This is a genomic window from Streptomyces sp. NBC_00286 (assembly GCF_036173125.1).
GTDB lineage: Bacteria > Actinomycetota > Actinomycetes > Streptomycetales > Streptomycetaceae > Streptomyces.
This window is the reverse complement of the sequence record NZ_CP108054.1, coordinates 8,449,066-8,475,117: the sequence shown is the minus strand read 5'-3', so window position 1 is coordinate 8,475,117 and position 26,052 is coordinate 8,449,066. Positions and strand designations below refer to the sequence as shown.

Annotated in this window: 22 protein-coding genes; 12 read left to right on the top strand and 10 right to left on the bottom strand. The window is 70.4% G+C overall.

The genetic code is table 11. The features are described 5' to 3' along the window. Nucleotides 1-149 precede the first annotated feature (149 nt). Genes OHT21_RS38295 through OHT21_RS38285 form a run of 3 tightly spaced genes read left to right on the top strand, consistent with a single transcriptional unit; the run spans nucleotide 150 to nucleotide 3,496 of the window. Nucleotides 150-1,529, top strand: coding sequence for a ferredoxin reductase family protein (locus OHT21_RS38295; protein WP_328772845.1), 1,380 nt, complete (start codon nucleotides 150-152; stop codon nucleotides 1,527-1,529). Next, complete coding sequence (locus OHT21_RS38290; protein ID WP_443050528.1) at nucleotides 1,420-2,706, top strand: FMN-binding protein; 1,287 nt, start codon at nucleotides 1,420-1,422, stop codon at nucleotides 2,704-2,706. Before OHT21_RS38295 ends, OHT21_RS38290 begins: the two co-directional genes overlap by 110 nt. A gap of 52 nt (nucleotides 2,707-2,758) precedes the next feature. Then, complete coding sequence (locus OHT21_RS38285; protein WP_443050694.1) at nucleotides 2,759-3,496, top strand: FAD:protein FMN transferase; 738 nt, start codon at nucleotides 2,759-2,761, stop codon at nucleotides 3,494-3,496. Nucleotides 3,497-3,737: 241 nt separating this feature from the next. Here the strand turns inward: OHT21_RS38285 and OHT21_RS38280 are convergent, their stop codons facing one another. From OHT21_RS38280 to argC, 5 genes are all read right to left on the bottom strand, one after another. Then, nucleotides 3,738-4,274, bottom strand: coding sequence for an arginine repressor (locus OHT21_RS38280; protein ID WP_328772843.1), 537 nt, complete (start codon nucleotides 4,272-4,274; stop codon nucleotides 3,738-3,740). A gap of 10 nt (nucleotides 4,275-4,284) precedes the next feature. Next, on the bottom strand, nucleotides 4,285-5,505 hold the full coding sequence (locus OHT21_RS38275) for an acetylornithine transaminase (protein WP_328772842.1): 1,221 nt from the start codon (nucleotides 5,503-5,505) through the stop codon (nucleotides 4,285-4,287). Further along, the gene (gene argB / locus OHT21_RS38270; RefSeq protein WP_328772841.1) at nucleotides 5,502-6,419 is read right to left on the bottom strand and encodes an acetylglutamate kinase; all 918 of its coding nucleotides are present in this window, start codon (nucleotides 6,417-6,419) and stop codon (nucleotides 5,502-5,504) included. The genes OHT21_RS38275 and argB overlap by 4 nt, the downstream gene beginning before the upstream one ends. Then, nucleotides 6,416-7,567, bottom strand: a complete 1,152-nt coding sequence (argJ, locus tag OHT21_RS38265; protein WP_328772840.1) for a bifunctional glutamate N-acetyltransferase/amino-acid acetyltransferase ArgJ — start codon at nucleotides 7,565-7,567, stop codon at nucleotides 6,416-6,418. Before argJ ends, argB begins: the two co-directional genes overlap by 4 nt. Before the next feature lie 142 nt (nucleotides 7,568-7,709). Beyond that, nucleotides 7,710-8,738, bottom strand: coding sequence for an N-acetyl-gamma-glutamyl-phosphate reductase (gene argC / locus OHT21_RS38260; RefSeq protein ID WP_328772839.1), 1,029 nt, complete (start codon nucleotides 8,736-8,738; stop codon nucleotides 7,710-7,712). Between the two features lie 153 nt (nucleotides 8,739-8,891). On the opposite strand from argC, the gene OHT21_RS38255 reads away from it, so the two are divergent. The 5 genes from OHT21_RS38255 (at nucleotide 8,892) to OHT21_RS38235 (ending at nucleotide 15,638) form a co-directional block, all read left to right on the top strand. Beyond that, entirely contained in the window at nucleotides 8,892-9,497 is a 606-nt protein-coding gene (locus tag OHT21_RS38255; RefSeq protein WP_328772838.1) for a LysE family translocator, read from the top strand. A gap of 2 nt (nucleotides 9,498-9,499) precedes the next feature. After that, nucleotides 9,500-10,210 carry a B3/B4 domain-containing protein gene (locus tag OHT21_RS38250; RefSeq protein ID WP_328772837.1) on the top strand — a complete coding sequence of 237 codons (711 nt, stop codon included), beginning with the start codon at nucleotides 9,500-9,502 and terminating at the stop codon, nucleotides 10,208-10,210. Nucleotides 10,211-10,279: 69 nt separating this feature from the next. Beyond that, nucleotides 10,280-11,869, top strand: coding sequence for a MocR-like pyridoxine biosynthesis transcription factor PdxR (gene pdxR, locus OHT21_RS38245; RefSeq protein ID WP_443050692.1), 1,590 nt, complete (start codon nucleotides 10,280-10,282; stop codon nucleotides 11,867-11,869). Nucleotides 11,870-11,890: 21 nt separating this feature from the next. Further along, a complete protein-coding gene (locus OHT21_RS38240) occupies nucleotides 11,891-12,742 on the top strand; it encodes a hypothetical protein (protein WP_328772835.1) in 852 nt (283 codons plus the stop codon). 145 nt (nucleotides 12,743-12,887) lie between these two features. Continuing rightward, entirely contained in the window at nucleotides 12,888-15,638 is a 2,751-nt protein-coding gene (locus tag OHT21_RS38235) for a hypothetical protein (protein ID WP_328772834.1), read from the top strand. 285 nt (nucleotides 15,639-15,923) lie between these two features. Here OHT21_RS38235 and OHT21_RS38230 read toward each other — a convergent pair whose 3' ends face one another. Together OHT21_RS38230 and OHT21_RS38225 are read right to left on the bottom strand one after the other, a co-directional pair. Next, a complete protein-coding gene (locus tag OHT21_RS38230; protein WP_328772833.1) occupies nucleotides 15,924-16,586 on the bottom strand; it encodes a response regulator transcription factor in 663 nt (220 codons plus the stop codon). Beyond that, nucleotides 16,583-17,758: a sensor histidine kinase gene (locus OHT21_RS38225; RefSeq protein ID WP_328772832.1), complete on the bottom strand. Its 1,176-nt coding sequence runs from the start codon at nucleotides 17,756-17,758 to the stop codon at nucleotides 16,583-16,585. The genes OHT21_RS38230 and OHT21_RS38225 overlap by 4 nt, the downstream gene beginning before the upstream one ends. 206 nt (nucleotides 17,759-17,964) lie before the next feature. On the opposite strand from OHT21_RS38225, the gene OHT21_RS38220 reads away from it, so the two are divergent. Continuing rightward, nucleotides 17,965-18,882 carry an ATP-binding cassette domain-containing protein gene (locus tag OHT21_RS38220; protein ID WP_328772831.1) on the top strand — a complete coding sequence of 306 codons (918 nt, stop codon included), beginning with the start codon at nucleotides 17,965-17,967 and terminating at the stop codon, nucleotides 18,880-18,882. Beyond that, nucleotides 18,882-19,736, top strand: a complete 855-nt coding sequence (locus OHT21_RS38215; RefSeq protein ID WP_328772830.1) for an ABC transporter permease — start codon at nucleotides 18,882-18,884, stop codon at nucleotides 19,734-19,736. The genes OHT21_RS38220 and OHT21_RS38215 overlap by 1 nt, the downstream gene beginning before the upstream one ends. A gap of 153 nt (nucleotides 19,737-19,889) precedes the next feature. Here OHT21_RS38215 and OHT21_RS38210 read toward each other — a convergent pair whose 3' ends face one another. Next, on the bottom strand, nucleotides 19,890-22,373 hold the full coding sequence (locus OHT21_RS38210) for an alpha-L-arabinofuranosidase C-terminal domain-containing protein (protein ID WP_328772829.1): 2,484 nt from the start codon (nucleotides 22,371-22,373) through the stop codon (nucleotides 19,890-19,892). A 171-nt stretch (nucleotides 22,374-22,544) separates the two neighbouring features. Between OHT21_RS38210 and OHT21_RS38205 the strand changes: the two genes are divergently transcribed. Continuing rightward, a complete protein-coding gene (locus OHT21_RS38205; RefSeq protein WP_328772828.1) occupies nucleotides 22,545-22,988 on the top strand; it encodes a DUF6314 family protein in 444 nt (147 codons plus the stop codon). On the opposite strand, the gene OHT21_RS38200 is transcribed toward OHT21_RS38205, so the two are convergent. Both OHT21_RS38200 and OHT21_RS38195 read right to left on the bottom strand, forming a co-directional pair. Beyond that, the gene (locus OHT21_RS38200) at nucleotides 22,970-23,554 is read right to left on the bottom strand and encodes a histidine phosphatase family protein (protein WP_328772827.1); all 585 of its coding nucleotides are present in this window, start codon (nucleotides 23,552-23,554) and stop codon (nucleotides 22,970-22,972) included. The two genes, OHT21_RS38205 and OHT21_RS38200, sit on opposite strands and share 19 nt — an antisense overlap. A gap of 52 nt (nucleotides 23,555-23,606) precedes the next feature. After that, nucleotides 23,607-25,052, bottom strand: a complete 1,446-nt coding sequence (locus OHT21_RS38195) for an aminotransferase-like domain-containing protein (protein WP_328772826.1) — start codon at nucleotides 25,050-25,052, stop codon at nucleotides 23,607-23,609. Here OHT21_RS38195 and OHT21_RS38190 point away from each other — a divergent pair. Then, nucleotides 25,051-25,992 carry a DMT family transporter gene (locus OHT21_RS38190; RefSeq protein ID WP_328772825.1) on the top strand — a complete coding sequence of 314 codons (942 nt, stop codon included), beginning with the start codon at nucleotides 25,051-25,053 and terminating at the stop codon, nucleotides 25,990-25,992. The genes OHT21_RS38195 and OHT21_RS38190 overlap by 2 nt on opposite strands. Nucleotides 25,993-26,052 lie beyond the last annotated feature (60 nt).

Genomic DNA, 26,052 nt, shown 5'->3' with positions numbered 1-26,052 from the left:
CCCGAGTCCGAGCGTCTGAAGTCGCCGTGGGTTACCGCGGGTCGCAGCAGTTCGCCCCTTGCTCCCTGGTCGATTGAACAAGCTGGCGTCCCGCGACGTACCACTGGGCCAAGGGCCACTCCCCCTCTCGCCAGTCCCACGGAGGAACCGTGAGTACGATCGCCGGCGGTCGCGCTGCGCGGCGCCAGACGTTGCGCCGTATCCGCCCTCGCCGCAATCCCGCAGTCCCGCTCCTGCTCGCTGTCTGGGCGGGTGCGGTGGGGGTGGTCTGGCTGTGGTGGAGCAACACTCCGGCCATCGCCAACAACACGGACCGGATTCTCGGCGCCGGCCGGATCACCGGTCTGCTGGCCGGCTATCTGATGGCCCTCGTGGTGTTGCAGATGGCCCGGGTGCCCGCGCTGGAGCGCCGCGTCGGCTCGGACCGCGTGGCGCGCTGGCACGCGATGAGCGGCCGCTACACGCTCTGCCTGGTCCTCGCGCACCTCATCCTGACCATGTACGGCTACGCGCTGCAGGCCGGCCTCGGGTTCTCCGGGATCGTCGAGCAGACCATCGACTCGGTGAACACGCTGCCGGACATGGGCAAGGCGGCGATCGGCACGAGTCTGCTGCTGTTCATCGGCCTGATCTCCATCGGCGGCATCCGGCGCAGGATCCCGTACGACACCTGGTACCACATCCACCTGCTCACCTACGCGGCCGTGTACCTGTCCTTCTGGCACCAGCTGTCCACGGGCAACGACTTCGCCGTCCAGCCCGCCGCGACCACGGCCTGGTACGCGCTGTACGGGGCCGTGACCGCATTGGCGCTCTGGTACCGGGTGCTCGTGCCGATCCGGCTGAACCTGCGGCACCGTATGCGGGTCGCGGACGTCGTCGAGGAGGCACCCGGAGTCGTCTCGGTGCTGATCTCGGGGCGGCGGCTGCACCGCATCGGCGCCGAGGCCGGGCAGTTCTTCCGGTGGCGGTTCATGGCGCCCGGCATGCGCTTCAGCTCGCACCCGTACTCCCTGTCGGCGGCGCCCCGCCCCAACATGCTGCGCATCACGGTGAAGGCGATTGGGGACCACACCTCCAGGCTGCGCGAACTGGAGCCCGGTACCCGCGTCTGGGCCGAGGGCCCGTACGGCGCGATGACCGCCTCCCGGCGCAGGAGCGGCAAGGTGCTGCTGATCGCGGGCGGTGTCGGCATCACCCCGATGCGGGCGCTGTTCGAGACGCTGCCCGGCTCGCCCGGCGATCTGACGCTGCTCTACCGGGCCAACAGCACCCAGGACCTGGCCCTGTGGGACGAGCTGGCCGCCATCGCCGACGAGCGCGGCGCCCGGCTCATGTACGCGGTCAACAGCCCGGACGGCGAGCGACCCGACATCTCGGCGGAGACCCTCCGCAGAAAGCTGCCGGACGTCGACAGCCATGACGTTTTCCTGTGCGGGCCGCCCGGCTTCGCACAGCAGGTCTACGAAGCACTCCGCGGCGCGGGCGTACCGGCCCGCCGCATCCATCACGAGTCGTTCGAGATGTGAGCGACGGGAGTCAGGAGCGATGAAGAAGAGTCACCCCATTCGGCGTGCCATGCTCGCCACCGCCGCCACCGTGTCCGGGATCGTCCTTGTCCTCTCGCTGAAGCCGGCGTCAGACCCCTCGTCGGACGCAGCCGCGCCGGGCGGCGGAGCGTCGCCACAGGGCGGGGCTCAGCAGTCGGCCGTCCAGGACGGCACGGTCACCGGAGCCGCCTCCAAGACGGAGTACGGCCCGGTCCAGGTCCGCGTCACCATGAGCGGCGGAAAGATCACCAAGGCCGAGGCCGTCCAGAAGCCGCAGGGCGGACGCAGCGACCAGATCAGCGCCGACGCGATCCCCAAGCTGAACCAGGCCGCGGTCACCGCCGGCAGCGCCGACATCGATGCCGTCTCCGGCGCCACCTACACCAGCGCCGGCTACAAGAAGTCCCTCCAGTCCGCTCTCGACAAGGCCGCCCAGTCCGGTGGTGGCGGCGGCTCGTCGTCCGGCTCGGCTCAGGCGAAGACGGTCACCGGGGACGCGGTCGACACGCAGTACGGCCCGGTCCAGGTCCGCGTCACCATGGCCGGCGACAAGATCACCAAGGCTGAAGCCGTCCAGATGCCCAAGGGCGGACGCAGCGACCAGATCAGCGCCAACTCCGCCCCCAAGCTCAACCAGGCCGCCGTCGCCGCGGGCAGCGCCGACATCGACGCCGTCTCCGGTGCCAGCTACACCAGCGCCGGCTACAAGAAGTCCCTCCAGTCGGCCCTCGACAAGGCTCCGCAGTCCGGTGGTGGCGGGTCGGCTGCCGGATCTGGCCAGGCCGGTTCGGGCAGTGGCAGCAGTGGCAGTGGCAGTGACGGGTCCGCAGATTCCGGCAATGACAGTGGTGGCGGCGGTGGGTCCGCCGATGTGGCGCCCGACGCCCGCGTACTGACCGGCGCCGTCGCCGAGACCCAGTACGGCCCCGTCCAGGTCCGTATCACCTACAACGGCGGCAAGATCACCAAGGCCGAGGCGGTACAGAAGCCCAAGGGCGGACGCAGCGACCAGGTCAGCGCCAACTCGATCCCGAAGCTCAACCAGGCCGCCGTCGCCGCGGGCAGCGCCGACATCGACGCCGTCTCGGGTGCCAGTTACACCAGCGCCGGCTACAAGAAGTCCCTCCAGAACGCCCTGGACCAGGTCGGTGGCTGAGGTGGCGGATCCCGCGCAGGCGCCCCCCGCGGTGCGTCACGCGGAGGAGGTGATGGGCACGGTCGTCTCGTTCGACGTGCGCGGGGGCGAAGCGGCGGCCGTGCAGACCGCGTTGGAGGAGGCGATCGCCCAACTCCACGTGGTGGACGCCGTGTTCAGCACGTACAAGGAGAACAGTCAGGTCTCCCGGCTCGGCCGGGAGGAGCTGACCGTGGAGCAGTGCGACCCCGAGGTCGCCGAAGTCCTCGAACTGTGCGCCGAGGCCGAGCGGTTGAGCGACGGCTGGTTCAGCACGAAGTACGGGGGTGTCGTCGACCCGACCGGTCTGGTGAAGGGCTGGTCGGTCGAGCGCGCGGCCCGGCATCTGATGGCCGCCGGGGTGAGCGGCGTCAGCGTGAACGGCGGCGGCGACGTGCAGTTGCTCGGCACGCCGGGGCCCGAGCGGCCCTGGCGGGTCGGCGTCTCGGACCCGCTGCGTCCCGGCTCCCTCGCGGCGGTCGTCTCCGCGGCCGGCGCCGACGAACTGGCGGTCGCCACCTCGGGTACCGCCGAGCGCGGCGTCCACATCGTGGACCCGGGCACCGGGCGCTCCGCGGTCACGGACCTGGTCGCTGTGACTGTGGTGTGCCCCCGCCTCACCTGGGCGGACGCCTGGGCTACGGCGGCTTTCGCGATGGGTTCCCGCCAGGCCCTCGACTGGCTGGAGTCGCTGCCGGACGTCGAGGCCTTGCTGATCACGGCGGGCGACGAGGTGAGGTGCACGGGGGGTCTGGCTCATCGCCTCGGGTAACTGAAGCGCCCCTTCAGCAGGGGCGCGGGGCTGTTTCAATTTGCGGCTCCGCCGCGATGGGGGTCCCCCCGCTCATGGGGGTCCCCCCGCTCATGGGGGTCCCCCCGCTCGAGCGAAGCCGAGAGTGGGGGAGCAGCCGAGAGTGGGGGAGCGACCAGCCACAGCCGGGCCCGCGGCCGAAATACAAACAGGCGGGAGCGGGCGCAGCCCGACAAAGGGTGCGCCCCCACTCCCCTACGCCTCAGTGATTGTTCTGAGCCAGCCGCAGCAGATGATCCGCCAACGCCTGCCCACCCGTCGGGTCCCGGCTGATCAGCAGCAACGTATCGTCACCCGCGATCGTGCCGAGAATGTCATGCAGCTCGGCCTGATCAATCGCCGAGGCAAGAAACTGCGCAGCCCCCGGAGGGGTCCGCAGGACCACGAGATTCGCAGAAGCCTCCGCGGAGATCAGCAGCTCCGCGGAAAGCCGCCGCATCCGCTCCTCCTTCGCCGACTCCCCCAGCGGCGCGCGCGGAGTGCGGAAGCCGCCCTCGCTCGGTACCGCGTAGATCAGGTCGCCGTCGTTGTTGCGGATCTTCACCGCGTTCAGCTCGTCCAGGTCCCGGGACAGCGTCGCCTGTGTGACGGTCAGCCCGTCGTCGGCGAGGAGTTTCGCCAACTGGCTCTGGGAGCGCACCGGTTGCCGGTTGAGGATGTCCACGATCCGGCGGTGGCGTGCGGTGCGGGTCTGCGGCACGGCAGGCCCGGCGTGCTCGTGATCCTGCGCCTGAGTCATCGTCGTCGTCTCATTCTTTGGCTCGTCCGTCCCCGTTGGCTGCACCGGCCGCGTCGGCCGCTGCGTCGAGGACGCCGGGCAGTGCCCGGAGAAAGACCTCCACCTCGTCGTCGCCGATGTTCAGCGGCGGCATCAGCCGTACGACATCGGGGGCGGGCGCGTTCACCAGTAGGCCGGCGTCCTGAGCCGCCTGCTGCACCTGGGGCGCGAGCGGCTCGGTGAGCACGATACCCAGGAGCAGGCCCGAGCCACGGACATAGTCGATCATTGGGTGGCCCAGTGCCTCCACCCCGCCCCGCAGCTTCTCGCTCGTCCGCTTCACGTTCTCCAGCAGACCCTCGGCCGCGATGGTGTCGAGGACGGCGAGCCCGGCGGCGCAGGCGACCGGGTTCCCGCCGAAGGTCGTGCCGTGGTGACCGGGCTTCAGCAGCTGGGCGGCGCGGCCGAAGGCGACGGTCGCGCCGAGGGGCAGCCCCCCGCCGAGTCCCTTCGCGAGGGTGACGATGTCCGGCAGGACGCCCTCGTGGGCCTGGTACTCGAACCAGTGCCCGGTGCGCCCGACGCCCGTCTGCACCTCGTCGAGGACGAGGAGGGTGCCGGTGGCGGCGGTGATGGCGCGGACCGCCTTGAGGTAGCCGGGGGGCGGGACGACCACGCCGTTCTCGCCCTGGATCGGCTCGACGATCACCAGCGCCGTGTCCTCGGTGACCGCGGCTGCCAGCGCCTTCGCGTCGCCGTACGGGACGTGGGTGACCTCGCCCGGCAGCGGCAGGAACGGCTCCTGCTTGCCCGGCTGCCCGGTGAGCGCGAGCGCGCCCATGGTCCGGCCGTGGAAGCCGCCCTGCGTGGCCACCATGTGCGAACGCCCGGTCAGCCGCCCGATCTTGAAGGCGCCCTCGTTGGCCTCGGCACCGGAGTTGCAGAAGTACACGCGGCCGTCGCGCCCGAAGAGCTGGAGCAGCCGTTCGGCGAGCGCGACGGGCGGCTCGGCGACGAAGAGGTTGGAGACATGGCCGAGGGAGGCGATCTGCTTGCTGACGGCCTCGACGATCGCGGGATGGGCGTGGCCGAGCGCGTTCACCGCGATCCCGCCGACGAAGTCGAAGTACTCCTTGCCGTCGGCGTCCCAGAGCTTCGTGCCCTCGCCGCGGACGAGGGGCAGCCGTGGAGTGCCGTAGTTGTCCATGAGCGCGCCCTGCCAGCGCGTGGTCAGCTGCTCATTGCCGGTCACGCCGCGTCCCCCTTTTTCTTGTCGTCCTCGTCCGGCACGACCATCGTGCCGATGCCCTCGTCGGTGAAGATCTCCAGCAGGATCGAGTGCTGGACGCGGCCGTCGATGACGCGGGCGGTGTGCACTCCGTTGCGTACGGCGTGCAGACAGCCCTCCATCTTCGGGACCATGCCGCTGGCCAGCTCGGGCAGCAGCTTCTCCAGTTGCTTCGCGGTGAGGCGGCTGATCACCTCGTCGGAGTTCGGCCAGTCCTCGTAGAGGCCCTCGACGTCCGTGAGGACCATGAGGGTTTCGGCGCCAAGTGCCGCAGCGAGTGCCGCAGCCGCCGTATCAGCATTGACGTTGTAGACATGTCCGTCGTCCTGGGAACGGGCGATCGAGGAGATGACCGGGATCCTGCCGTCCTGGAGCAGTGCCTCGATCGCGCCTGTGTCGATTGCGGTGATCTCGCCGACCCGCCCGATGTCGACCAACTCCCCGTCGATCTCGGGCTGGTGCTTGGTGGCGGTGATGGTGTGCGCGTCCTCGCCGGTGAGCCCGACGGCGAGCGGCCCGTGCTGGTTGAGCAGCCCGACCAGCTCGCGTTGTACGTGTCCGGCCAGGACCATCCGTACGACGTCCATGGCATCCTCGGTGGTGACCCTGAGGCCCGCCTTGAACTCGCTGACGATGCCGTGCTGGTCGAGCGCGGCGCTGATCTGCGGTCCGCCGCCGTGCACGACGACGGGCTTGAGGCCGGCGTGGTGGAGGAACACGACGTCCTGCGCGAACGCGGCCTTCAGCTCTTCGTCGATCATGGCGTTGCCGCCGAACTTGATGACGACGGTCTTGCCGTTGTGCCGCACCAGCCAGGGCAGCGCCTCGATGAGGATCTGCGCCTTGGGCAGGGCCGTGTGCTTACGAGTAGTGCTCATGACGAATACGCGCTGTTCTCGTGGACGTAGTCCGCGGTGAGGTCGTTGGTCCAGATCGTGGCCGTCTCGCTGCCCGCGGCGAGGTCGGCGACGATATGCACCTCGCGGTAGCGCATGTCGACCTTGTCGCGGTCCTCGCCGACGCCGCCCTTCTTGCAGACCCATACACCGTTGATGGCGACGTTCAACTGGTCGGGCTCGAAGGCGGCTTGGGTCGTACCGATGGCGGAGAGGACGCGGCCCCAGTTGGGGTCTTCGCCGTGGATCGCGCACTTGAGGAGGTTGTTGCGGGCGATGGAGCGGCCCACCTCGACGGCGTCGTCCTCGCTCGCCGCGTTGATCACCTCGACCTTGATGTCCTTGCTGGCACCCTCGGCGTCCCGGATCAGCTGCTGCCCGAGGTCGTCACAGACTGCGCGTACGGCCTCGGCGAACTCGGCGTATTCCGGGGTGACTTGGGAGGCGCCGGAGGCGAGCAGCAGGACGGTGTCGTTGGTGGACATGCAGCCGTCGGAGTCGACGCGGTCGAAGGTCGTACGCGTGGCCGCCCGCAGCGCCTTGTCCAGTACGTCGCTCTCCACGTCGGCGTCCGTCGTCAGGACGACGAGCATGGTGGCGAGGCCGGGAGCGAGCATCCCGGCGCCCTTGGCCATCCCGCCGACGGTCCAGCCGTTCCCTTGGACGACCGAGGTCTTGTGCACGGTGTCGGTGGTCTTGATGGCGATGGCGGCCTTCTCACCACCGTGCTCGGTCAGTTGTTGTGCCGCTGCCTCAACTCCCGGCAGCAGCTTGTCCATCGGGAGCAACAGCCCGATGAGCCCGGTGGAGGCGACGGCGATTTCCCCGGCGTTGTGACCGAGCACCTCGGCGACCTTCTCGGCGGTGGCGTGCGTGTCCTGGAAGCCCTTGGGTCCCGTACAGGCGTTGGCACCACCGGAGTTGAGGACGACGGCGGAGACGAGGCCGCCCTTGAGGACCTGCTCGGACCACAGCACCGGCGCGGCCTTCACACGGTTGGAGGTGAAGACGCCCGCGGCGGCCAGACGGGGCCCGTTGTTGACCACGAGGGCCAGGTCCGGGTTGCCGTTCTCTTTGATGCCTGCTGCGATGCCCGAGGCGGTGAAGCCCTTGGCAGCGGTGACGCTCACTGTGACTCCTTGTTCGCTTCTCCGCCCGTGCAGCGCAGAGGTGCGGATTTCGTCGTTGTCTGCGGCCCGGCGGCTGCACGTGCTCCCCCAGCTACCTCCCCCAGACTTCGTCCGGGAGGTGCCCCCAGGCGGTACCCCCAGCTCACGGTGCGACTCCGATCGTGGAAAGACCCGTGTCCTCGGGCAGCCCGAGGGCGATGTTCATGCTCTGCACCGCGCCGCCCGCGGTGCCTTTGGTGAGGTTGTCGATGGCGCTGATCGCGATGATGCGGTGCGCGGCGGCGTCGTACGCGACCTGGATCTGAACGGCGTTGGAACCGTAGACGGACGCGGTCGCCGGCCACTGCCCTTCCGGCAGCAGATGTACGAAGGGCTCGTCGCCGTACGCCTTCTCGTACGCGGCGCGCACGGACTCGGCGGTGACGCCGCGGCGGGCCTTGGCGGTGCACGTGGCGAGAATGCCGCGCGGCATCGGGGCGAGGGTCGGTGTGAAGGAGACGGTGACGGGCTCGCCGGCTGCCGCGCCGAGGTTCTGGATCATCTCGGGGGTGTGCCGGTGGACGCCGCCGACGCCGTACGGCGACATGGAGCCCATGACTTCGCTGCCCAGCAGGTGCGGCTTGGGCGTCTTGCCCGCGCCGGAGGTCCCGGAGGCGGCGACGATCACGGCTTCGGGTTCGGCGAGCCCGGCCACGTACGCGGGAACGAGGGCGAGCGAGGCGGCGGTCGGGTAGCAGCCGGGTACCGCGATGCGCTTGGACCCCTCCAGCGCGGCGCGGCCACCCGGCAGTTCGGGAAGCCCGTAGGGCCAGGTCCCGGCATGCGCGGAACCGTAGAACTTCTCCCAGTCCCCCGCGTCCTTGAGCCGGAAGTCGGCGCCCATGTCGACGACGAGGACATCCGGCCCGAGCTGCTCGGCAACGGCGGCGGACTGGCCATGAGGCAGAGCGAGGAAGACGACATCGTGCCCGCCGAGGACGTCGGGGCTGGTCTCCTGGAGCACACGGTCGGCGAGCGGCAGCAGATGCGGCTGCAGCGCACCGAGCCGCTGCCCCGCGTTGGAGTTGCCGGTCAGAGCGCCGATCTCGATCTCGGGGTGCGCCAGGAGCAGCCGCAGCAGTTCCCCACCCGCGTACCCACTCGCTCCGGCCACCGCCGCACGTACCGCCATGGAACCCTCCTCCTAGACGGCATGACTATACGCTTCTATGCACGTTTATGCAATCAAGGTATATGGACCATGGAACCGGTACTGCTTTGGCCCTGTCTGTCGAGCCATGGCCGCAGCAGGGTGAGGGGACGCCGAACTTCGCGGAGGTCCCCTTTGAGTATCGCGTTCTTGCTGACCACCCTGGTTGTGGTGGTCACCCCGGGCACGGGAGTGGTGTACACCCTCGCGGCCGGGCTGTCCCATGGCCGCCGGGCGAGCGTGGTCGCCGCACTCGGCTGCACCCTCGGGATCGTGCCGCACCTCGCGGCGACGATCACCGGCCTCGCCGCACTGCTGCACACCAGCGCGGTCGCCTACGAGACGGTGAAGTACCTCGGGGTCGGCTATCTGCTGTTCATGGCGTGGACGATGCTGCGGGACAAGGAGGCGTTGGCGGTCGCGCAGGAAGCCGAGCCGCGGCCGGTGGTCCGGGTGATCGTCTCCGGTGTGCTGGTCAATCTGCTCAACCCGAAGCTCACGATGTTCTTCGTCGCGTTCCTGCCGCAGTTCGTGCCCGCCGGCGCATCCGGCTCTCTTGGCGCGATGCTCCGGCTCAGTGCTGTCTTCATGGGGCTCACCTTCGTCGTCTTCGTCGCGTACGGGATGTGCGCCGCCACCGTACGCAGCCGCGTACTGGCCCGGCCGCGGGTGATGACCGGCATCCGTCAGGTGTTCGCAGCCTGCTTCGTGGCCCTGAGCGCGCGGCTGGCGGTGGCGTGATCATGCACTTTCGGCATGCGGATGCCATCTGGTCCGACTACCCCGAGCTCACCGCTGGAGCTCTGTACGCCACCGGAGTCGGCTTCGGTGCCGCCATCGATGTCGGCCCGCGCGTCGCTGAATACACCGAACGTGCTGCGGCCCGGCTGACTGGCGCCACCGAGGGCGCGTTCCCCGAAGTGCTGGCCTGGAGGCGAGCCTTCTCCCGCATGGGGCTCAAGCCCACGCAGTACCGGTGCGCCGCGGAGTCGCTGCTGCGGCGGTTGCGGAAGGAGGGGACACTGCCGCGCATCCATCCGGTGGTCGACCTGTGCAACGCGATCTCGGTCGCCCACGCGGTCCCGGTCGCGGTCCTCGACGCCGACCGCATCGTCGGCCCCTTGCTCGAGGTGCGCCACGCCCGCGGTGACGAGCACTACACGACCTTCGGCGGCGCCACCGAGCACCCGGCACCCGGTGAGGTGATCTTCGCCGACTCCGCCGGACGGGCCCATGCCCGTCGCTGGACCAACCGGCAAAGCGGCCATTCCGCGGTTGGTGAGCACACCAGCACGTTCCTCGTAGTGGCGGAGGCCATGCATGACGACGGCGCGCAGGCCGTCCCGGAGCTGCTGAAGACAGTCGCCGAAGAGTTGGCCACGCACTGGCCTTCGGCCGACCCCACGGCCGCCGTCCTCACCTCATCCTCACGGGAATTCGTCTTTGGCTGCTGATCTGGCTGTTGATCTGGCTGCTGAGAATCTCCCCGGCGGCGAGCAGGAGCCGAAGTGGCGCCTGACACCATGGGCCTGGTGAACCAGGGGAGACAGGAAACGGGCGGACCGGCCGCCGTACGTGCGACGCAGACCACGTCGGCGAACAGCGGCTCTCCCTCGGCCTATGGCTCGGATTTCCTGCAGCTCGACGCTGGGGAAGCGCCCGTGGGTGGCAAGTCGGACTGGCTGGCCGGGCGCCTGCGCGAGGCGATGGCCGATGGCCGGCTGACGGTGGGCAGCAGCCTGCCGCCCACCCGGGTACTCGCCGCCGAGTTGCGGGTGTCTCGTGGGGTGGTCGCTGAGGCATACCGGCGGCTGACCGAGGACGGTCACGTCGAAGGACGTCGACGCGGCGGGACCGTAGTGGTCGCGGTTCCCATCGCTGTGTCGCCCATGGCATCTCCCGGGACCGGGGCCGGAGCCAGGGCCGGGACCTCACAGCCTTCGGCCCCGGCCACCGCCAGGGGAGCCGTGCCCAGCACGCTGTTCGTCGGCGAACCGGGCAACGACATCTTCGACGCGCTGCGTGCCGTCCGTGCCCGCATCGACTTCACCCCCGGCCAGCCCGATCTGACCGCGTTCCCCCGAGCGGCCTGGCTGAGAGCGGAACGAACCGTGCTCACCGAGTTGTCCGCCGAGAACCTCGGCTACGGCGACCCTCGCGGCACCCCGCAGCTGCGCACTGCCATCGCCGGCTGGCTGGCACGCAGCCGCGGCATCCGGGCGGACCCGGACGAGGTGTTGGTCGTCGCCGGTACCGCGCAGGCGCTCACCCTGCTGCACCCGGTGCTGCGGGCGGACGGCATCGACGGCGTCGCAGTTGAGGACCCGGGCTCACTCGGCACCCGCCAGCATCTGCAGAACGGAGCCCTGGCCACCCCACCGGTGCCCCTCGATGACAGCGGTGTGCGCGTGGAGGCCCTGCTCGCCACCGGTGCTCGTGCGGTACTGCTCACGCCCGCCCACCAATTTCCCACCGGCGTGGTGTCCAGCGGCGAGCGCCGCCGCGAACTGCAGCGCTGGGCCCAGGACGGCGGGCTGATTCTGGAGGACGACTACGATGCGGAACACCGCTACGACCGGCCGCCGGTCCCCGCGCTCCGCGCGCTGCTCGCCGACCACGTGTGCTACATGGGCAGCGTGTCCAAACTGCTCGCACCGGCGCTGCGCATCGGCTGGGTGATACCGCCGCGCCGCCACCGTGACGCCCTGATCGACGCAAAACGCTTCACCGACCTGGGCAACGCCGTGCTGCCCCAGTTGGTGCTCGCCCGCCTGATGGACTCCGGAGACCTGGAACGGCATCTGCGGCTGCTGCGCGGCCGTCACCGGCGGCGCCGCGACGCGATGATCAATGCCATCGCCGAACACCTGCCGGGCGCGGTCGTGCACGGCGCAGCGGCCGGTCTTCACCTGACCATCACCTACCGGGCAGAAGTCCCCGACCCCGAGCTCGCCACCGCCGCACTGGCCCGCGGCGTGAAGTGCCAGCCACTGTCGTGGCACCGTCAGTTGCCCGGACGCCCCGGCCTCGTCCTCGGCTATGCGGCCACCCCGGCCGGCGCCATCGCCGAAGGAATCGCGATACTCGGCGAGGCACTACGCGAACTGGCCTGAAGAACTCTGGAGGGTTCCGTGATGCGCGAGACGCCTCCGGTGTTGTGGCTGGGCGGGCCGCCCGGGGCCGGCAAATCGACCGTGGCCCGAGTGCTCGCACGGCGGCACGGGCTGCGGTGGTACAACGCGGACGCCCACACGTGGGGGCACCGGGACCGGGCGATCGCGGCCGGGCACACGGCCGCGATCACGTGGGAGCGGATGCCGCGCGCCGAGCGATGGACTGCGCCCGTCGAGGACATGGTCGCGATGTCGCTTCATCATGAGCGTGGCCGGATGATCGTCGACGACGTACGCGCGCTCCCGCCCTCGCCCCTCGTCATCGTGGAGGGCACGCCCGTCACACCGCCCGTCACGGGTCCGTCCGGCCGGGCGGTATGGCTGCTGCCGACGGCCGAGGTCCAGCACGACCGGCTCGTCGATCGGGGTATGGCGGCGGGCGTGGGCGCCTTCCGGCTGTATCAGGCGCTGCGGCGGGAAATCGAGACGCAGGTCGAGGAGTACGGCGGGCGCAAGCTGATCGTCGACGGGCGTCAGAGCGTGGCGAACACCGTCGCCGCGGTCGAGGCGCTGTTCGCCGACGCCCTGGCCGAAGGGCCCGTGGCGGCGACGGCGGCCGAGCGCCGACGACTTCTGCGGTACGCCAACAGAGCCGTCGTCTTCCAGCACCAGCAGTTCGCCGCCCGGCCCTGGGCTCCGCCGGGTGCGCTGAGCACGGTGTACGGGTTCGCGTGTGAATGCGGCAACGAGGCGTGCACGGCGGACGTGGAGCTGGCCGTCGCCGACTTTCCGCCGCCTCCCGACGACAGTGCCCCGCCGGTACTGGCACCTGGGCACAACGCGATCATGGAATGTGACCGGTCCGGAGGCTGAGTACGCCGGGCTCACAAGGACACGGCAACTCAGGGTCGCTCTCCGTCCGTAGAAGGAGGCGTCCCCGGAGCAGCCCCAGGGATAGGCCCCTCCCTCCGCACGACGCCCGTGGTACCGGCCCCATGGTCCGCTGGATTGCATGGCGATGAACAGGCGAACGGCGGTGCAGGCGTTGGGGCTCGGTTCCTTGGGGATCGGTTCGTTGGGGTTCAGAAGCGGCCCGGAGAATCGCAAGGCGGCGATCACTGTGCAGGGCGAGTCGGCCGCCCGTACCGACATCCCGACGGGCCGGGACCGCCGGGCCTCGGGCGGCGCGTTACTGGCCCTGGCGACCCCTCAACCTCCCCCGGAAAAGGGCTGGTACGCGACGTACGAGGTCGATGTCCCCGCCGAAGGGCCCTACCGGCTGATGGCGGTGGCCACGGTGCCCGTCGAGCAGCCGCATATCGAGGAGATCGGCTGCTACTTCAAGCTCGCGGTGGGCGACGGGCCCCTCGTGCCGGTCGCCCGCTCGCAGCCGTACTGGTACGAATCCGTGCCCGCATGGGGCGATCTCTCCGAACTCGCCCTAGCGGTCGTCGAGTTGGAACGCGGTCGAAATACGATCACCTTCGTCGTCGACGAACCGACCGTGCTGGCCGACTCCACCGGTTACCGCTTCCTCCTCGACCGCTTCACGCTCACGCCCGTCGCCCGCGTCGCGCCGCTCGGCGTCCACCTCGGGGCTCCGTCCCGCAACCTGGGTACGTACCGGGGCGACGAGCCCCAACTCCCGCAACTGACCTTCGTCCTGGAAGCGCGCACGCAACAGCGCCGCACGCTGCCTTTCACCGTCACCGACTACTTCGGCAACGAGGTCGCGCGAGGCCAGGCGACCATCCCGACCGGCCAGGCGCAGACATCGATCGCACTCCCAGCACTGCGCCAACTGCCCCCGGGCCACTACCGGGTGACAGCCCCCGGCGTCACCGGCTGCTTCGCCCGGCTCCCCGAGCGACGGCCCGTCACCGGCCCCGGCAACCGCTTCGGCGTCAACACCTACATCTTCTCCCTCGTCCCGCCCTCCCGCCTCGATGCCTTCGCCGCCGCGATGAAGGACATGGGCGCCGGATACGTACGCGACGGGATGTCCTGGCCCGCGGCCGAGCCGCGCCCCGGCACGTACGACACGCAGGTGTACGACGACGTCCGGCGGGCCTTCCACCGCCACGGGCTCCCAACGCTCGACGTACTGACCACCGCCCCGGAGTGGGCGATGACGGAGGCCTCGTTGCCGCTGGCCGCCGATCTGCGGGACGCGTACCGTTACGCCGCCCATCTGGCCGCCGCCTCGCCCGACGCGATCCAGCTGTCGAACGAGCCCGACGTCGACACGACAAGCTCCACCGGCGACCAGCACGCGGCCTTCGTGAAGGCGGCGGCGCTCGGGATCGCGGACGCGGGTCCGGCCACCACGGTCACCGTGCTGCCCGGCATCGCCGACGCGGGCAGCTACTTCCAGATCTTGATGCTGCAGAACGACGTGGCCCGTTACGCCGACGCCTGGGGCTTCCACGGCTACCCGGACCCGAGGGACCAGGACGAACCCGAGGTCCCCGAATCGGCCGATGCGCAAAGGGAGTTGCGCCGTCTCTACGGGGCCACGCGGCAGCCGATGTGGATGACCGAGTCCGGAGTCATGCTCAACGCGCGGCCCGGCAAGGATCTCACTCCTGCCCAACAGGCCGTCCAGGCCCGCTATCTCGTCCGCGCGACCGTGCTGAGCCTGGCGGCCGGTACGGGGAAACAGTTCTGGTTCGGCGCGCCGCCCATCCACGACGAGGGCGTGTACTTCGGGCTGCTCAGCCGCGACTTCCAGCCCTGGCCCGCCTACAGCGCCCACGCCGCGCTCACCTCGCTGCTCGGCGAGGCACGTTTCCTGGAGCGGCTGTCCGACACGTGCTACATGTTCGCAGCGGGGGCGGGACGGCGCGTCACGGTGGCCTGGGGACCGACAGCGGAGGCGGTGTCGGAGGTGGAGATTCCGGTGGTGTCCGGGGTGACAGCCGAGGTGTACGACATCATGGGCCGCCGCGTGGGGGCCGTCGGGCCCGAAGGGCGGGTGAAGGTCGCGCAGGACCCCGTCTATGTCGTACAAGAAGGCATACGGGAAGTGCTGCCGGTGGAGGACTCTGACTCCCACCCCGCCACCCGGAACCTGTCGGTCGCCGAGCACATCGTGCTCAGCCAGCGATTCGACCTCGCGAACGCCGCGCCCAACAAGGCCGACGGCGACGCCGAACCGCCCCTCGGCTACCGGCTGTCCACCACGACCCGGATGGCCGTCGACGCCTACAACTTCAACGCCAGGCCCCAGACCGTCGAGCTGACCGGCCGCGCCTTCGGCGGCTGGACGGTACGGCCTACCCGGCCGCGGGACCGGATCACCGTGCCACCCAAGGGCCGTACGAGCGTGGAGTTCACCGTCGTCGCCGGGGAGGGAGTGCGCCGGGGCGTGGACTACCCGCTGGTCTTCGAGGCGACGATTCCCACCGCGGACGGCGACCGCACCGTCCCGCCCTCCGTCTCCCGTATCCAGCGCAGATCCCGCAGGCGCGGCAGGCCGATCCCGCTCGCCCCCTCCATCACCCGGCTCACACCGGCCGGCGGGGCCACGGTCGACGGTCCCGAGGTCTGTGTACAGGCCCGGATCACCGACACGCTGTCGGGCGTGGACGCGGCGCGCGTCGATGTCGAGGTCGACGGCCGACGCGCGCCCTGCCACTACGACCCGGCCACCGGACGGCTGACGGCCACCCTGCGCCTTCGGCCGGGTCGCCACGAGATCTGGGTCCGGGCGTACAACAGGGCGCACGCCCCGGCGCAGGCATCCGTGTCGGTGACGGTACGCGAGTAGCCGGGCAGGCCCATCAGCCCGCTGAGGCAGCTCAGTCCGCGATCATCCGGTTGCCGAACCATCCCCTGCGCGCGGTGTTGCGCTCCCGCTGACGACGTACGACATAACGGCCGGGCGCGATGCCGGTGCCGCCGTGCTCCAGGTACGCGCCCTCTCCCCTCCCCGCCCCTTGCGAGCCGCGTAGGCCCCGCGCCGCTCCCGCAGCCGGTTACCGCACTTCGTCGTGCACCACGCAGCTGCGGGGATGACACGCCCTTTCGGCTTCATCATGGGTCCAGGGAGTTCTCAGCGAGGCAGTGTGACGAGCCCCGTCTCATAGGCGGTGATCACGAGTTGGACCCGGTCTCGGGCGCCCAGTTTGGTGAGGAGTCGGGACACGTGCGACTTGGCGGTGGCCACCGTGATGAAGAGATCCTCCGCGATCTCGGTGTTCGACCGGCCGCGTCCGACCAGGGTCAGGACTTCCCGTTCCCGCTCGGTGATGCCCTCGACCGGCCGTGGGGAGGGCTCCGGGACGGCCGCGGGGCGCCCGACGAAGTCCGCGATCAGACGGCGCGTCACACTCGGTGCGATCAGTGCGTCGCCGGCGGCGACCACGCGGATGGCCGCGAGGATGTCGTCCAGCGCCATGTCCTTGACCATGAAGCCGCTTGCGCCTGCCCGGAGCGCGCCGTAGACGTGGTCGTCCTCGTCGAAGGTGGTCAGGACGAGGACGCGGGTCGTCGCCGGACCGGCCGTGATCAGGCGAGTGGCCTCGATGCCGTCCATGCCGGGCATCCGGATGTCCATCACCGCAACGTCGGGGCTGACATCCCTGACCAGTTGGACCGCCTCGGCCCCGGTGGCGGCCTCACCGACGACCTCCAGGTCGGGGTGGTCGGCCAGGAGCACGCGCAGACCGGACCGCACCAGCGGCTGGTCGTCGGCGAGCACGACCCGGACGGTCATCGGGCCTCCACTGGGACTCCGACAAGTTCGGGCAGCGGCAGCCGCGCCGCCACCCGGAAGCCGCCCTCGGGACGTGGCCCGGCGCTGAGGTGGCCGTTCAGCAGGCCGACCCGCTCCCGCATACCCACGAGGCCGAAGCCGTGGGCCGGGCCGTTCGCGGTGGCGCCGCGCCCGTCGTCGACGACCTCCACGGACAGCTCCTCGTCTCCGTAGCGGATGGCCACCCGGCAACGCCCGGTATCCGCGTGGCGGACCACGTTGGTCAGTGCCTCCTGCACGATCCGGTAGGCGGACAGGTCGATGTCGGCAGGCAGGGGACGCTGCTCTCCGCTGCGGCGCACGTCGACGCGTACCCCCGCGTCCGCCGTCGCCGCCGCCAGCCGTTCGAGGTCCGCCAGCCCCGGCGAGGGTGCGAGCGCTGCCTTCCCCGAAGTCGCCGCGTCCAGGTCGGCCTGACGGAGCGCCACCAGTGTGCGCCGAAGGCCCGAGAGGGTCTCTCTGCTGGTCGTCTCGATGGCGCGCAGGGCCTCGCGGGCCTCTGCAGGCTGCGTCTGGATGACCCGGCTCCCCACCCCGGCCTGGATGGCGATGATGCCGATACTGTGCGCGATCATGTCGTGCAGTTCCCGTGCGATCCGCAGCCGTTCGGCGGTCACGGCCTCGGCCACCTCCTGCGAACGCAGCGCCACCGCGTGCTGGTGGCGCTCGCGGCTCAGCAGACCGGCCATGCAGGACGCGGCCATCGCCAAGAGGGCGATCACTGCGTTGACGGTCAGGCTGTCCCCGTGCGCGAAGCTGCCGATCACCAGAAGCTGCACGGCGAAAGACACGGCCACGGCGGCGATCGAAGCCCGGCGCGTGCAGGTGGCGACAATGAAGCCCAGGACGAGGTCCACCGCCAGATACGACAGGAACTGGCCCTGGTACGACACCGACAGGCTCGGATGGACGGAGCCGGGAGTGAACACCACCACGGCGGTGGCTCCGAAGAGCGTCAGGGCCAGAGCCAGCAGCGGCATCCGTCGCAGCACCCCGACGAGCAGGCTCACCGCCAGCAGAGACCCGACGCCATGGACCGTGCCCGAAGCCCGCGTCGCACCCCCCACCAGCAGAACCAGCACGAAAAGGTAGAGGACGCCCCCCACCCAGGCCGTGGCCTTCGTCCTCGTCATCTGCGGTGTGCCCTGTCGAGTGAGCGGCCGCGATGCGCAACGCGTGCAGGTAGCGGGGCAGTTGATGTGGCGTCCATGCCGCGAGACTAACCAGCCGCCGCCCGCGCGTCATCGGCCCGGGGACGTACGCCCGCGGGCCAACCCGGCCGCGCGATTGCCGCCCACGGCCCCATGACCGGGCGGGGGCCTCCCGGCAGGGTTGCCTTGTGATCGAAGTCAACGAACTCACCAAGCGCTACGGCAGCAAGACGGCCGTCGACCAGCTGTCCTTCACCGTGCGGCCGGGCCAGGTCACCGGATTCCTCGGCCCCAACGGAGCAGGCAAGACCACCACCCTGCGGATGATCCTCGGCCTGGAGGTGCCCACCGGCGGCACCGCCACCGTCAGCGGCGTCCCCTTCCGCAGCCACCGGCGCGGGCTGCGGCACGTCGGCGCCCTCCTCGACGCCAACCAGGTCCACGGCGGACGCAGCGCCGCGGCGCACCTGTCCGCCCTGGCCCGCAGCAACGGCATCCCGCTGCGCCGGGTGGACGAGGTGCTACAGGAGGTGGGGCTGGCCGAGGCGGCGACCCGCCGCATCGGCGGGTTCTCGCTCGGCATGAAGCAGCGGCTCGGGATCGCCACCGCGCTGCTCGGCGACCCGCCAGTGCTGATGTTCGACGAGCCGGTCAACGGGATGGACCCGGAGGGCGTGCTCTGGATGCGCCGCCTCTTCAGGCGCCTGGCGGCCGAGGATCGCACGGTCTTCCTCTCCAGTCACCTGATGTCGGAGATGGAGAACACCGCCGACCACCTCATCGTCATCGGCCGGGGCCGGCTCATCGCCGCCGAGTCACTACGGGACTTCGCCGCCCGCAGCACCCGCCGCAGCGTCGTGGTGGGCACGCAGCAGGCCGCCGAGCTGACAGCGGTGCTGACCGCCGCGGGCGCGTCGGTCGAGCCGGAGGGCTCGGCGGGCGCCGAGAAGCTTGCCGTGACCGGGCTGCCGGCGGACCGAATCGCAGCGCTCGCCTTCGAGAACCAGATCCTGCTGAACGAGCTGACCACCCGGACCGCCTCACTGGAGGAGGCCTTCATGGAACTCACCGCCGACAGCGTCGAATACCTGGCAGGACAGCCCTGATGAGCACACTCCCCTCCGGTCCCCCGCCCAGCTCGGCCGCGCCCGTCGCCGAACCGTCCGCCCGCTTCCGCGACCTGGCCGCCGCCGAGTGGATCAAGGTGCGGTCCCTGCGCTCCACCCCGTGGGTCATCGCACTCACCACTCTGTTCGTCATCGGGTCCTCCGCCGCGGCGGCGCTGGCGGGCTACAACAGCCTCGCGGACTCCGGCGCGAGTACGCGGGAGCCCCGCGGCTTCCTGCCCTTTGACGCCTATCCGCCGGCCGGCTACATGACGCTGATGCTCGTCGCCGGCAGCATCGGCGCCCTCACCGTCGTCAGCGAGTACAGCAGCGGCCTGATCCGCACGACCACCGTGGCCGTCCCCGCCCGCGGCTCGGTGGTGCTGGCCAAGGCGGTCGTCACCGCCACGCTGTGGACCGTGGTCGGCATGGCCATCTCCACCGGTTCCTTCCTGATCTCCCAGGCCATCCTGAACGGGCAGCAGGCCGGCGTCCCGATCACCCACCCCGGGGTGTTCCGGGCGCTGGCGGCATCCGCGCTACTGGCCCCGGTCTGCGCACTGACCGGCCTGGGCCTCGGCGTCCTGATCCGGCACAGCGCAGCGACCGTGCTCACCGGCGCCTTCACGCTGCTGATGCTGCCCACGCTCTTCTCGCAGAGCGCGCGCTGGTCCGCCGACATCAACCACACGATGGTGGTGAGTGCCTGGAGGCGTCTGGTCCAGAACTGGGAGCCGTCGCCCGACACTCACATCTTCATCCCCACGGTCCCCGGCTCCTGGATCGTGTACGCGCTCTGGCCACTGATCGCAGTCGCACTCGCCGTGGCCGTCGTGCGCCGCCGCGACGTGTGAACGTCACGGCGGAGGGTCGACACGCCGGCCGAGGGAGTGCGGGCGGCTCAGGCGTACTTCGGCACCTGAGCCGCCCGCCGGACCACCTTTCCGGGGGTCCTGTCGGATCACTTCTTCCTGATCCTTCGGGTCACACTTCCGTGATCCGTCGGATCACCTCTCCTTGATCCTCAGGAACGTGACCGAGTTCCCCGGGAAGGTGTACGTGAACTTGCTGCTCACGCCCTCGAAGGTGGACCTCACCGGGGCAACAGGCGTCTCCGTCTCGGAGTTGACCGCGTCTGGTGCCGCCTTCAGCGTGGTCACGGCGGCCTTCTTCGACGTCTTGAGGCCGCCGAGGTCGATCGCCGTACGGGCGTCCGCCGCCTGGGCGTTGACCACCTTGACGATCACATCGCCGGTCTTCGCGTCCCGCGTGACGACCTGGCGGAACGGCTCGGCCGGCTTGTCGTCCTTGAAGCTGCCCCACTCCTTGCCGTCGAGGTAGAGGGTCACCTGGCGGCCGCGGACCTTGACGTCGACGTCGTACGCGCGGCCCGTCTCGATCGATCCGGCCTTGGAGATGAGCGTCGACTTGCCGCCGTCCGAGGCCTGTTCCACGGCGGACTGGGTGTTGTTCCAGCCGCCGAGGTTCCACCAGTAGTAGTTGCCGGTGTCCTTGACGCCGAAGGCTACGAGGAAGCCCTCCTTGCCGGACTTCTTGGTGGCCTTCACATGCAGGTCGTAGTCGTGCCAGGCCGGGTCGCCCGCCGACACCATGGTGTTCTCGGCGGCCTCGTCGGTCTGCACGTACTGCCCGTCCTGGACGCTCCAGCTGCCGCCGCCCGTGTGTGTCCACTTCGAGGCGTCACCGGAGAAGTCGTCGCTGAGCAGCGTCGAACCGTCCGCGCCGGTCACCTTCACATCGTCGTACGCGGCACTCGTCGCCCAGGTCGACAGACCGACCGCACCCGAGATCGGGCCGCTCACCGAGGGCGTACCGGTCGCCTTGGAGGGCACGACCCGGTCGCCGACGTTGCGCATGAACAGCTTCTGGACCTCGTAGCTGGCCGAGTTCCAGGAGGCGTGGTTGTTGAACCAGATCATGTCGGGACGCCACTGCACGTAGTCCTCGTTGGCGAGCAGCGGGGCGTACGAGGCGAGCTTCACGATGTCCGCGTTGCGCTCCAGGCCGGTCATGAACGCGGCTTCGGAGAGGGCGTTCTTGAAGGCGTTGCCCTGGGAGGCGTACTCGCCGAGGAAGACCTTGGGGCCGTTCCTGTCGTACGAGTCGTAGCGGTCGTTGTTCTGCAGGAACCACTGCGGGCTGTTGTAGTAGTGCTCGTCGACCATGTCGACGTTGCCCTCACGGTTGAGCTTCCAGGCCGTGTCGAAGGTCGAACCGCTGTCGTCCGGGCCGGAGTTGGAGATGACGGTGATGTCCGGGTACTTCGCCTCGATGGCCGCGCGGAACTGCTTGAACCGTTCGAAGAACTCGTTCGGCAGGTTCTCCTCGTTGCCGACGCCGAGGTGGGTGAGGTTGAAGGGCTTCGGGTGGCCCATCTGCGCCCGCTTCTTGCCCCACTCGCTGGTCACGGGGCCGTTGGCGAACTCGATGAGATCGAGAGTGTCCTGGATGTGCCGCTTCAGCAGAGCGTCGTCATCCGTGGCCTTGTTCTGGCCGCAGCCGGTGACGAGGGCGGGCACGACGGGCAGCGGCATCGCGCCGATGTCCTCGGAGAACTGGAAGTACTCGTAGTAGCCGAGGCCGTAACTCTGGTTGTAGCCCCAGAAGTTGGCGTTGGTGGCGCGCTGCTCGACGGGCCCGATGGTGTCCTTCCACTGGTACGAGCGCTTGCGCTGCCAGCCGGAGGCCTCGTCGTATCCCTCCATGCTGCCGGTGTTGACCAGGCAGCCGCCCGGGAAGCGCACGAAGGACGGGTCGAGAGCGGCGATCTTCTCGGCGAGGTCCTTGCGCAGGCCGTGGCCCTTGTACGTCTCGCGCGGCAGCAGCGAGATCATGTCCAGGGCTACGGGGCTGGCGGCGGTGACCGTGAGACGGCCGGTCGTGCTGGTGCGGCTCGCGGTGAACTTCGCCGTGTACTTCGCCCAGCCGCCGCGCGCGGTGACCCGCCGGGCCTCGGCGAGCGCGCCGTCGGCGTCCGCCAGGGTCACGGTGAGGGCGGCGGCCTGGTCGGCGCGGGCCCAGACCGAGAAGTTGTAGACCTTGCCCTTCTCGACCGAAATCCCGGTGTTGTAACCGGAGTTGGTGACGGATGAACCGCCGTCCAGGGAGAGGTAGGTGCGGTTGCGTTCGTGGAGGCGGCCCTCGTCGTTCACGGTCTTCGCGGTGCCCGTGGTGGCCCAGGAGGTGAGGGGCGTGTACGAGGCGTGGTCGGCTGTCGAGTACTCGAAGGACCGGTTCTGTACGAGCTCCGGATATATGCCGCCGTCCGCGGCCCGGTTGATGTCCTCGAAGAAGACGCCGTACATCGTGTCGTCGATCTTCGCGCCCTTGGTCTTCGGGTCGACGGTGATCGCATAGTCGGTGGTGTCCTCGGCTGCGGCGTTCCCCGGGGCGGCGGGGACAAGGAGCGAGGCGGCCATGATGCCTGTGGCCGTCAGGGCGAGTCTCCAGCGGGTGCGGGTGCGTGACATGGATACTCCGCGGCTCTGGTGTCGGTTGTCTCGGCTGTTCTCAGCGGTTCTCGATGGTTCGAAATGTCGAACAATGATCAATACTTCGAACGGCAAGATAGGGAGGGGGCTGGAGTGAGTCAATGGTTTGCGCAGTACACGTCAGAGACGGGGGCAGGGAGGCGGACCAGCGTGGACGATTTCTGGCCGGTGGCCGACGTTTTGGCGTATCTGGCGGGGAGTTGGCGCGTGGAGCGTTCCGTACGGGACCACGCGAGCGGGGCCGAGGGGACCTTCCGCGGCACGACGGACTTCGCACCGCTCGAAGCGGGCGGCCTGCTCCATCACGAGTCCGGCACCTTCGTCTGGCAGGGCGTCGCCCGCCCCGCCGAGCGGACACTGCGGTTCCTGCCGGGCACTGCGCCGAGCCGCGCCGACGTACGGTTCGCCGACGGCCGCCCCTTCCACGACCTGGATCTGGCCTCCGGCCGGCACACCGCCGACCACCCGTGTGCCACGGACCTCTACCGGGGCGAGTTCACCGTGCACGACGCGAACCACTGGCGAACCGTGTGGCAAGTCGGCGGTCCGGACAAGGACTTGACGCTGACGACGGACTACACGCGCGAGGGCTGACCTTCTAGGCGCAGGTTCCAGCGCCCCGCCCGGCCCATCAGCGTGACCGTCGACAGGGGGCGGACGTCGATGTTCCAGTACGTCGACGGGGGCGCCTTCAGCGCGTACACGAGCGCGGCGCGTATGACCGCCGGCTCGGCCACCGCGACGATCTTGACGCCCCCGTCGGCGGGCCGGGTGTCGAGCCAGCCGCCCACCCGCTGGATGAAGGCCAGCAGTGACTCGCCGCCGTGCGGGGCGGAGCCGGGATCGGCGAGCCAGGCGTCCACTGCGTCGGGCTCGCGGGCCATCGCCTCGCCGAGCGTGAAGCCCTGCCAGCGGCCCATGTCGCAGTCCCGCAGGGCGGGCTGGACGAGCGGGGTGTAGCCGAGGGCGTCCCCGGTGGCTCGGCTGCGCGGCGTCGGCGAGCAGTAGCGCAGCTCGGCCGCCGCCAACGGCAGCAGCAGCGGCGCCGCGCGCTGCACCTCGTCCCAGCCCTCCCGGTCGAGGGGCCGGTCGTCCCCGAACCGCTCGGCGAGCAACGGCGAGCTGCGCGCGGCGGCGACGAACGTGACCCGAAGCTGCATGCGGTGATGGTGAGCCGCACAAGTGCCAATGGCAAGAGACGTAACTCAGGAGTTACCCGGGGTGAGCAGCCCCCTGCTCGAAGGCCGTGCGCAGCCTGCGTACGCCCTCCTCGATCTCGGCGGTACTCGCCACCGCCGCGAAGCTCAGCCTCAGGTGCGCGGCGGCTGGTTCGGCGCTGAAGTAGGGGCGGCCCGGGGTGATGGCCACGCCCGCGCGCAGGGCGGTGGCGGCCAGGGCCGTCTCGTCCGTGCCGTCGGGGAGGCGGAGCCAAAGGTGGTAGCCGCCGGCGGGGATGTGCGGGAGGGCAAACTCGGGCAGGTGCAGCCGCAGTGCGGCGGTCATCGTGTCGCGGCGGTTCTTCAGCTCCGCGGCCACGGCACGCAGATGGCGGGGCCAGGCGGGCGAACCGACGAGTTCCAGGGCCGCCTCCTGGAGCGGGCGCGGCACGAAGAAGGTGTCGACGACCTGGATGGCCCGCAGCCGCTCCAGCACGGGCCCGCGGGCGGCGAGCGCGCTCACCCGGAAGCTCGGCGAGGTCGCCTTGGTCAGGGAGCACACGTGCACGACGACTCCGTCGGGATCGTCCGAGGCCAGCGGGCGCGGCAACGGCCCCGCGTCCTCGTGCACGAGACGCCGTACGAAGTCGTCCTCCACGACGAACGCACCGGCCTCGCGCACGATCCGCAGCACCTCACCGCGACGCTCGGGCGCGAGCATGGCACCCGTCGGGTTCTGGAACAGCGGCTGACAGACGAACACACGCGCTCCGGTCGCCCTGAACGCGTCGGCGAGCAGGTGGGGCCGTACACCGTCGGCATCGACCGGTACGGGTACGGGGCGGAGCCCGGCCGCTCTGGCGATCGCCAGCATGCCGGGATACGTGGGCGATTCGACGAGCACCGGCGCGCCTGGCGGAGCGAGGGCGCGCAGGGCGGTGGTCAGCGCGGACTGGCCGCCCGCCGTGATCAGCACCTCGGCGGCGGTGATCGCGCCGCCGATGCCCCGCGCGAACCACTCGCGCAGTTCCGGCAGCCCGTCCACCGGTGGTCGCCCCCAGGCGCCTGGACGGCGGCCCGCCCGGGCCAGCGCGGCGGCCATCGCCCGCTCCGGCTGCAACGAGGGGTGCAGATAGCCGCCGTTGAACTCGATGACTCCGGGCGGCGGGGCGGCCAGCGTGACGAGCACTCCGGAGGCGTCGACGGTACGCGGCACGAGTTCGGCGCTGGCATCCGCGGTGAGCGCGAGCTCCTGCCAGGAGGTGTCACCCACGACCGGCCCGTCGCCCCGCGGCCGAGCCCGGAACGCGCCGGCCCCTGGCCGGGTCACCACCAGCCCTTCGGCCGCCAGCTGCGCCAGCGCCCTCGACACGGTCACCGGGCTCACCCGGAACCGCTCGACGAGCGCTCGGCTCGACGGCAGCTTTCCACCAGGAGAGTAGCGGTCCAGCTCGCTTCTCAACTGGTTCGCCAGTTCGCCCACACTGCTACGCTCTTGCATGAGAGCACAGAGTAGCGCTACTACACCGACGCCAGTAGCGGTCTCCGCCGCCCGGGCCCGAACGGCCACCGCAAGTCCACAGCTGTCACCCCGTGGCGTCCTCCTGGCCGCCCTCGGAGTCACCGCCTTCTCCCTCACCTTCCCCGCCACCGCCTGGGGCCTCGAGGGCTTCGGCCCCTGGTCACTCGTAGCCACGCGGAGCGTCCTCGCCGCGATCATCGCCGGTATCTGTCTGCTCGCCCTCCGCGTACCGCTGCCCGCCCGCCGCCACTGGCCGGGCCTGTCCGTCGTGGCCGCCGGAGTCGTACTCGGCTTCCCCATGCTCACGACTCTCGCCCTGGAGACCTCGACCACCGCCCACGCCGCCGTCGTGGTCGGCCTGCTCCCCGTGACCACCGCGCTGTTCTCGGCCCTGCGCGTCGGCTCCCGCCCCTCCCGTGCCTTCTGGGCCGCGGCACTCGCGGGCTCCGCCGTGGTCATCGCGTTCACCGTGACACAGAGCGGCGGCGCCCTCAGCAGCGCGGACGCGTACCTCTTCGGGGCGCTGCTGGTCTGCGCGGCCGGTTACACGGAGGGCGGCAGGCTGGCCCGTGTGATGCCCGGCTGGCATGTCATCGGCTGGGCTCTGGTGCTGTGCCTGCCGCTCACGGTTCCAGCGGCCGCGGTGGCGCTCGCGTACGAGCCCGTACAGCTGACGGCGCACAGCGTGACCGGGCTGCTGTGGGTCGCGGTCGGCTCACAGTTCCTGGGGCTGGTGGTGTGGTACCGGGGCATGGCGGCGATCGGCATTCCGAAGGCCAGCCAGTTGCAGCTGGCTCAGCCCCTGCTCACACTGGTCTGGTCGGTGCTGCTCCTCGGTGAGCAGCTCACACCCGCCGCACCCCTGGCCGCCGCGGCCGTACTGGTCTGCATAGCGGTCGCCCAGCGAGCACGCGCCTGACCGGCAATACCGGGCTGACCGGCACACACCGGTGGCAACCGGCTCCACCCGCCCTAGACT

What these genes read in the sequence shown, in the direction of transcription:
- OHT21_RS38290 (WP_443050528.1), top strand. Translation starts at nt 1,420, where the DNA reads ATGACGTTTTCCTGTGCGGGCCGCCCGGCTTCGCACAGCAGGTCTACG.
- OHT21_RS38190 (WP_328772825.1), top strand. Translation starts at nt 25,051, where the DNA reads ATGAGAGCACAGAGTAGCGCTACTACACCGACGCCAGTAGCGGTCTCC.
- OHT21_RS38230 (WP_328772833.1), bottom strand. Translation starts at nt 16,586, where the DNA reads ATGACCGTCCGGGTCGTGCTCGCCGACGACCAGCCGCTGGTGCGGTCC.
- argB (WP_328772841.1), bottom strand. Translation starts at nt 6,419, where the DNA reads ATGAGCACTACTCGTAAGCACACGGCCCTGCCCAAGGCGCAGATCCTC.
- OHT21_RS38195 (WP_328772826.1), bottom strand. Translation starts at nt 25,052, where the DNA reads ATGCAAGAGCGTAGCAGTGTGGGCGAACTGGCGAACCAGTTGAGAAGC.
- OHT21_RS38250 (WP_328772837.1), top strand. Translation starts at nt 9,500, where the DNA reads ATGCACTTTCGGCATGCGGATGCCATCTGGTCCGACTACCCCGAGCTC.
- argC (WP_328772839.1), bottom strand. Translation starts at nt 8,738, where the DNA reads ATGGCGGTACGTGCGGCGGTGGCCGGAGCGAGTGGGTACGCGGGTGGG.
- OHT21_RS38235 (WP_328772834.1), top strand. Translation starts at nt 12,888, where the DNA reads ATGAACAGGCGAACGGCGGTGCAGGCGTTGGGGCTCGGTTCCTTGGGG.
- OHT21_RS38215 (WP_328772830.1), top strand. Translation starts at nt 18,882, where the DNA reads ATGAGCACACTCCCCTCCGGTCCCCCGCCCAGCTCGGCCGCGCCCGTC.
- OHT21_RS38225 (WP_328772832.1), bottom strand. Translation starts at nt 17,758, where the DNA reads ATGACGAGGACGAAGGCCACGGCCTGGGTGGGGGGCGTCCTCTACCTT.
- OHT21_RS38285 (WP_443050694.1), top strand. Translation starts at nt 2,759, where the DNA reads ATGGGCACGGTCGTCTCGTTCGACGTGCGCGGGGGCGAAGCGGCGGCC.
- OHT21_RS38280 (WP_328772843.1), bottom strand. Translation starts at nt 4,274, where the DNA reads ATGACTCAGGCGCAGGATCACGAGCACGCCGGGCCTGCCGTGCCGCAG.
- pdxR (WP_443050692.1), top strand. Translation starts at nt 10,280, where the DNA reads ATGGGCCTGGTGAACCAGGGGAGACAGGAAACGGGCGGACCGGCCGCC.
- OHT21_RS38240 (WP_328772835.1), top strand. Translation starts at nt 11,891, where the DNA reads ATGCGCGAGACGCCTCCGGTGTTGTGGCTGGGCGGGCCGCCCGGGGCC.
- OHT21_RS38200 (WP_328772827.1), bottom strand. Translation starts at nt 23,554, where the DNA reads ATGCAGCTTCGGGTCACGTTCGTCGCCGCCGCGCGCAGCTCGCCGTTG.
- OHT21_RS38210 (WP_328772829.1), bottom strand. Translation starts at nt 22,373, where the DNA reads ATGTCACGCACCCGCACCCGCTGGAGACTCGCCCTGACGGCCACAGGC.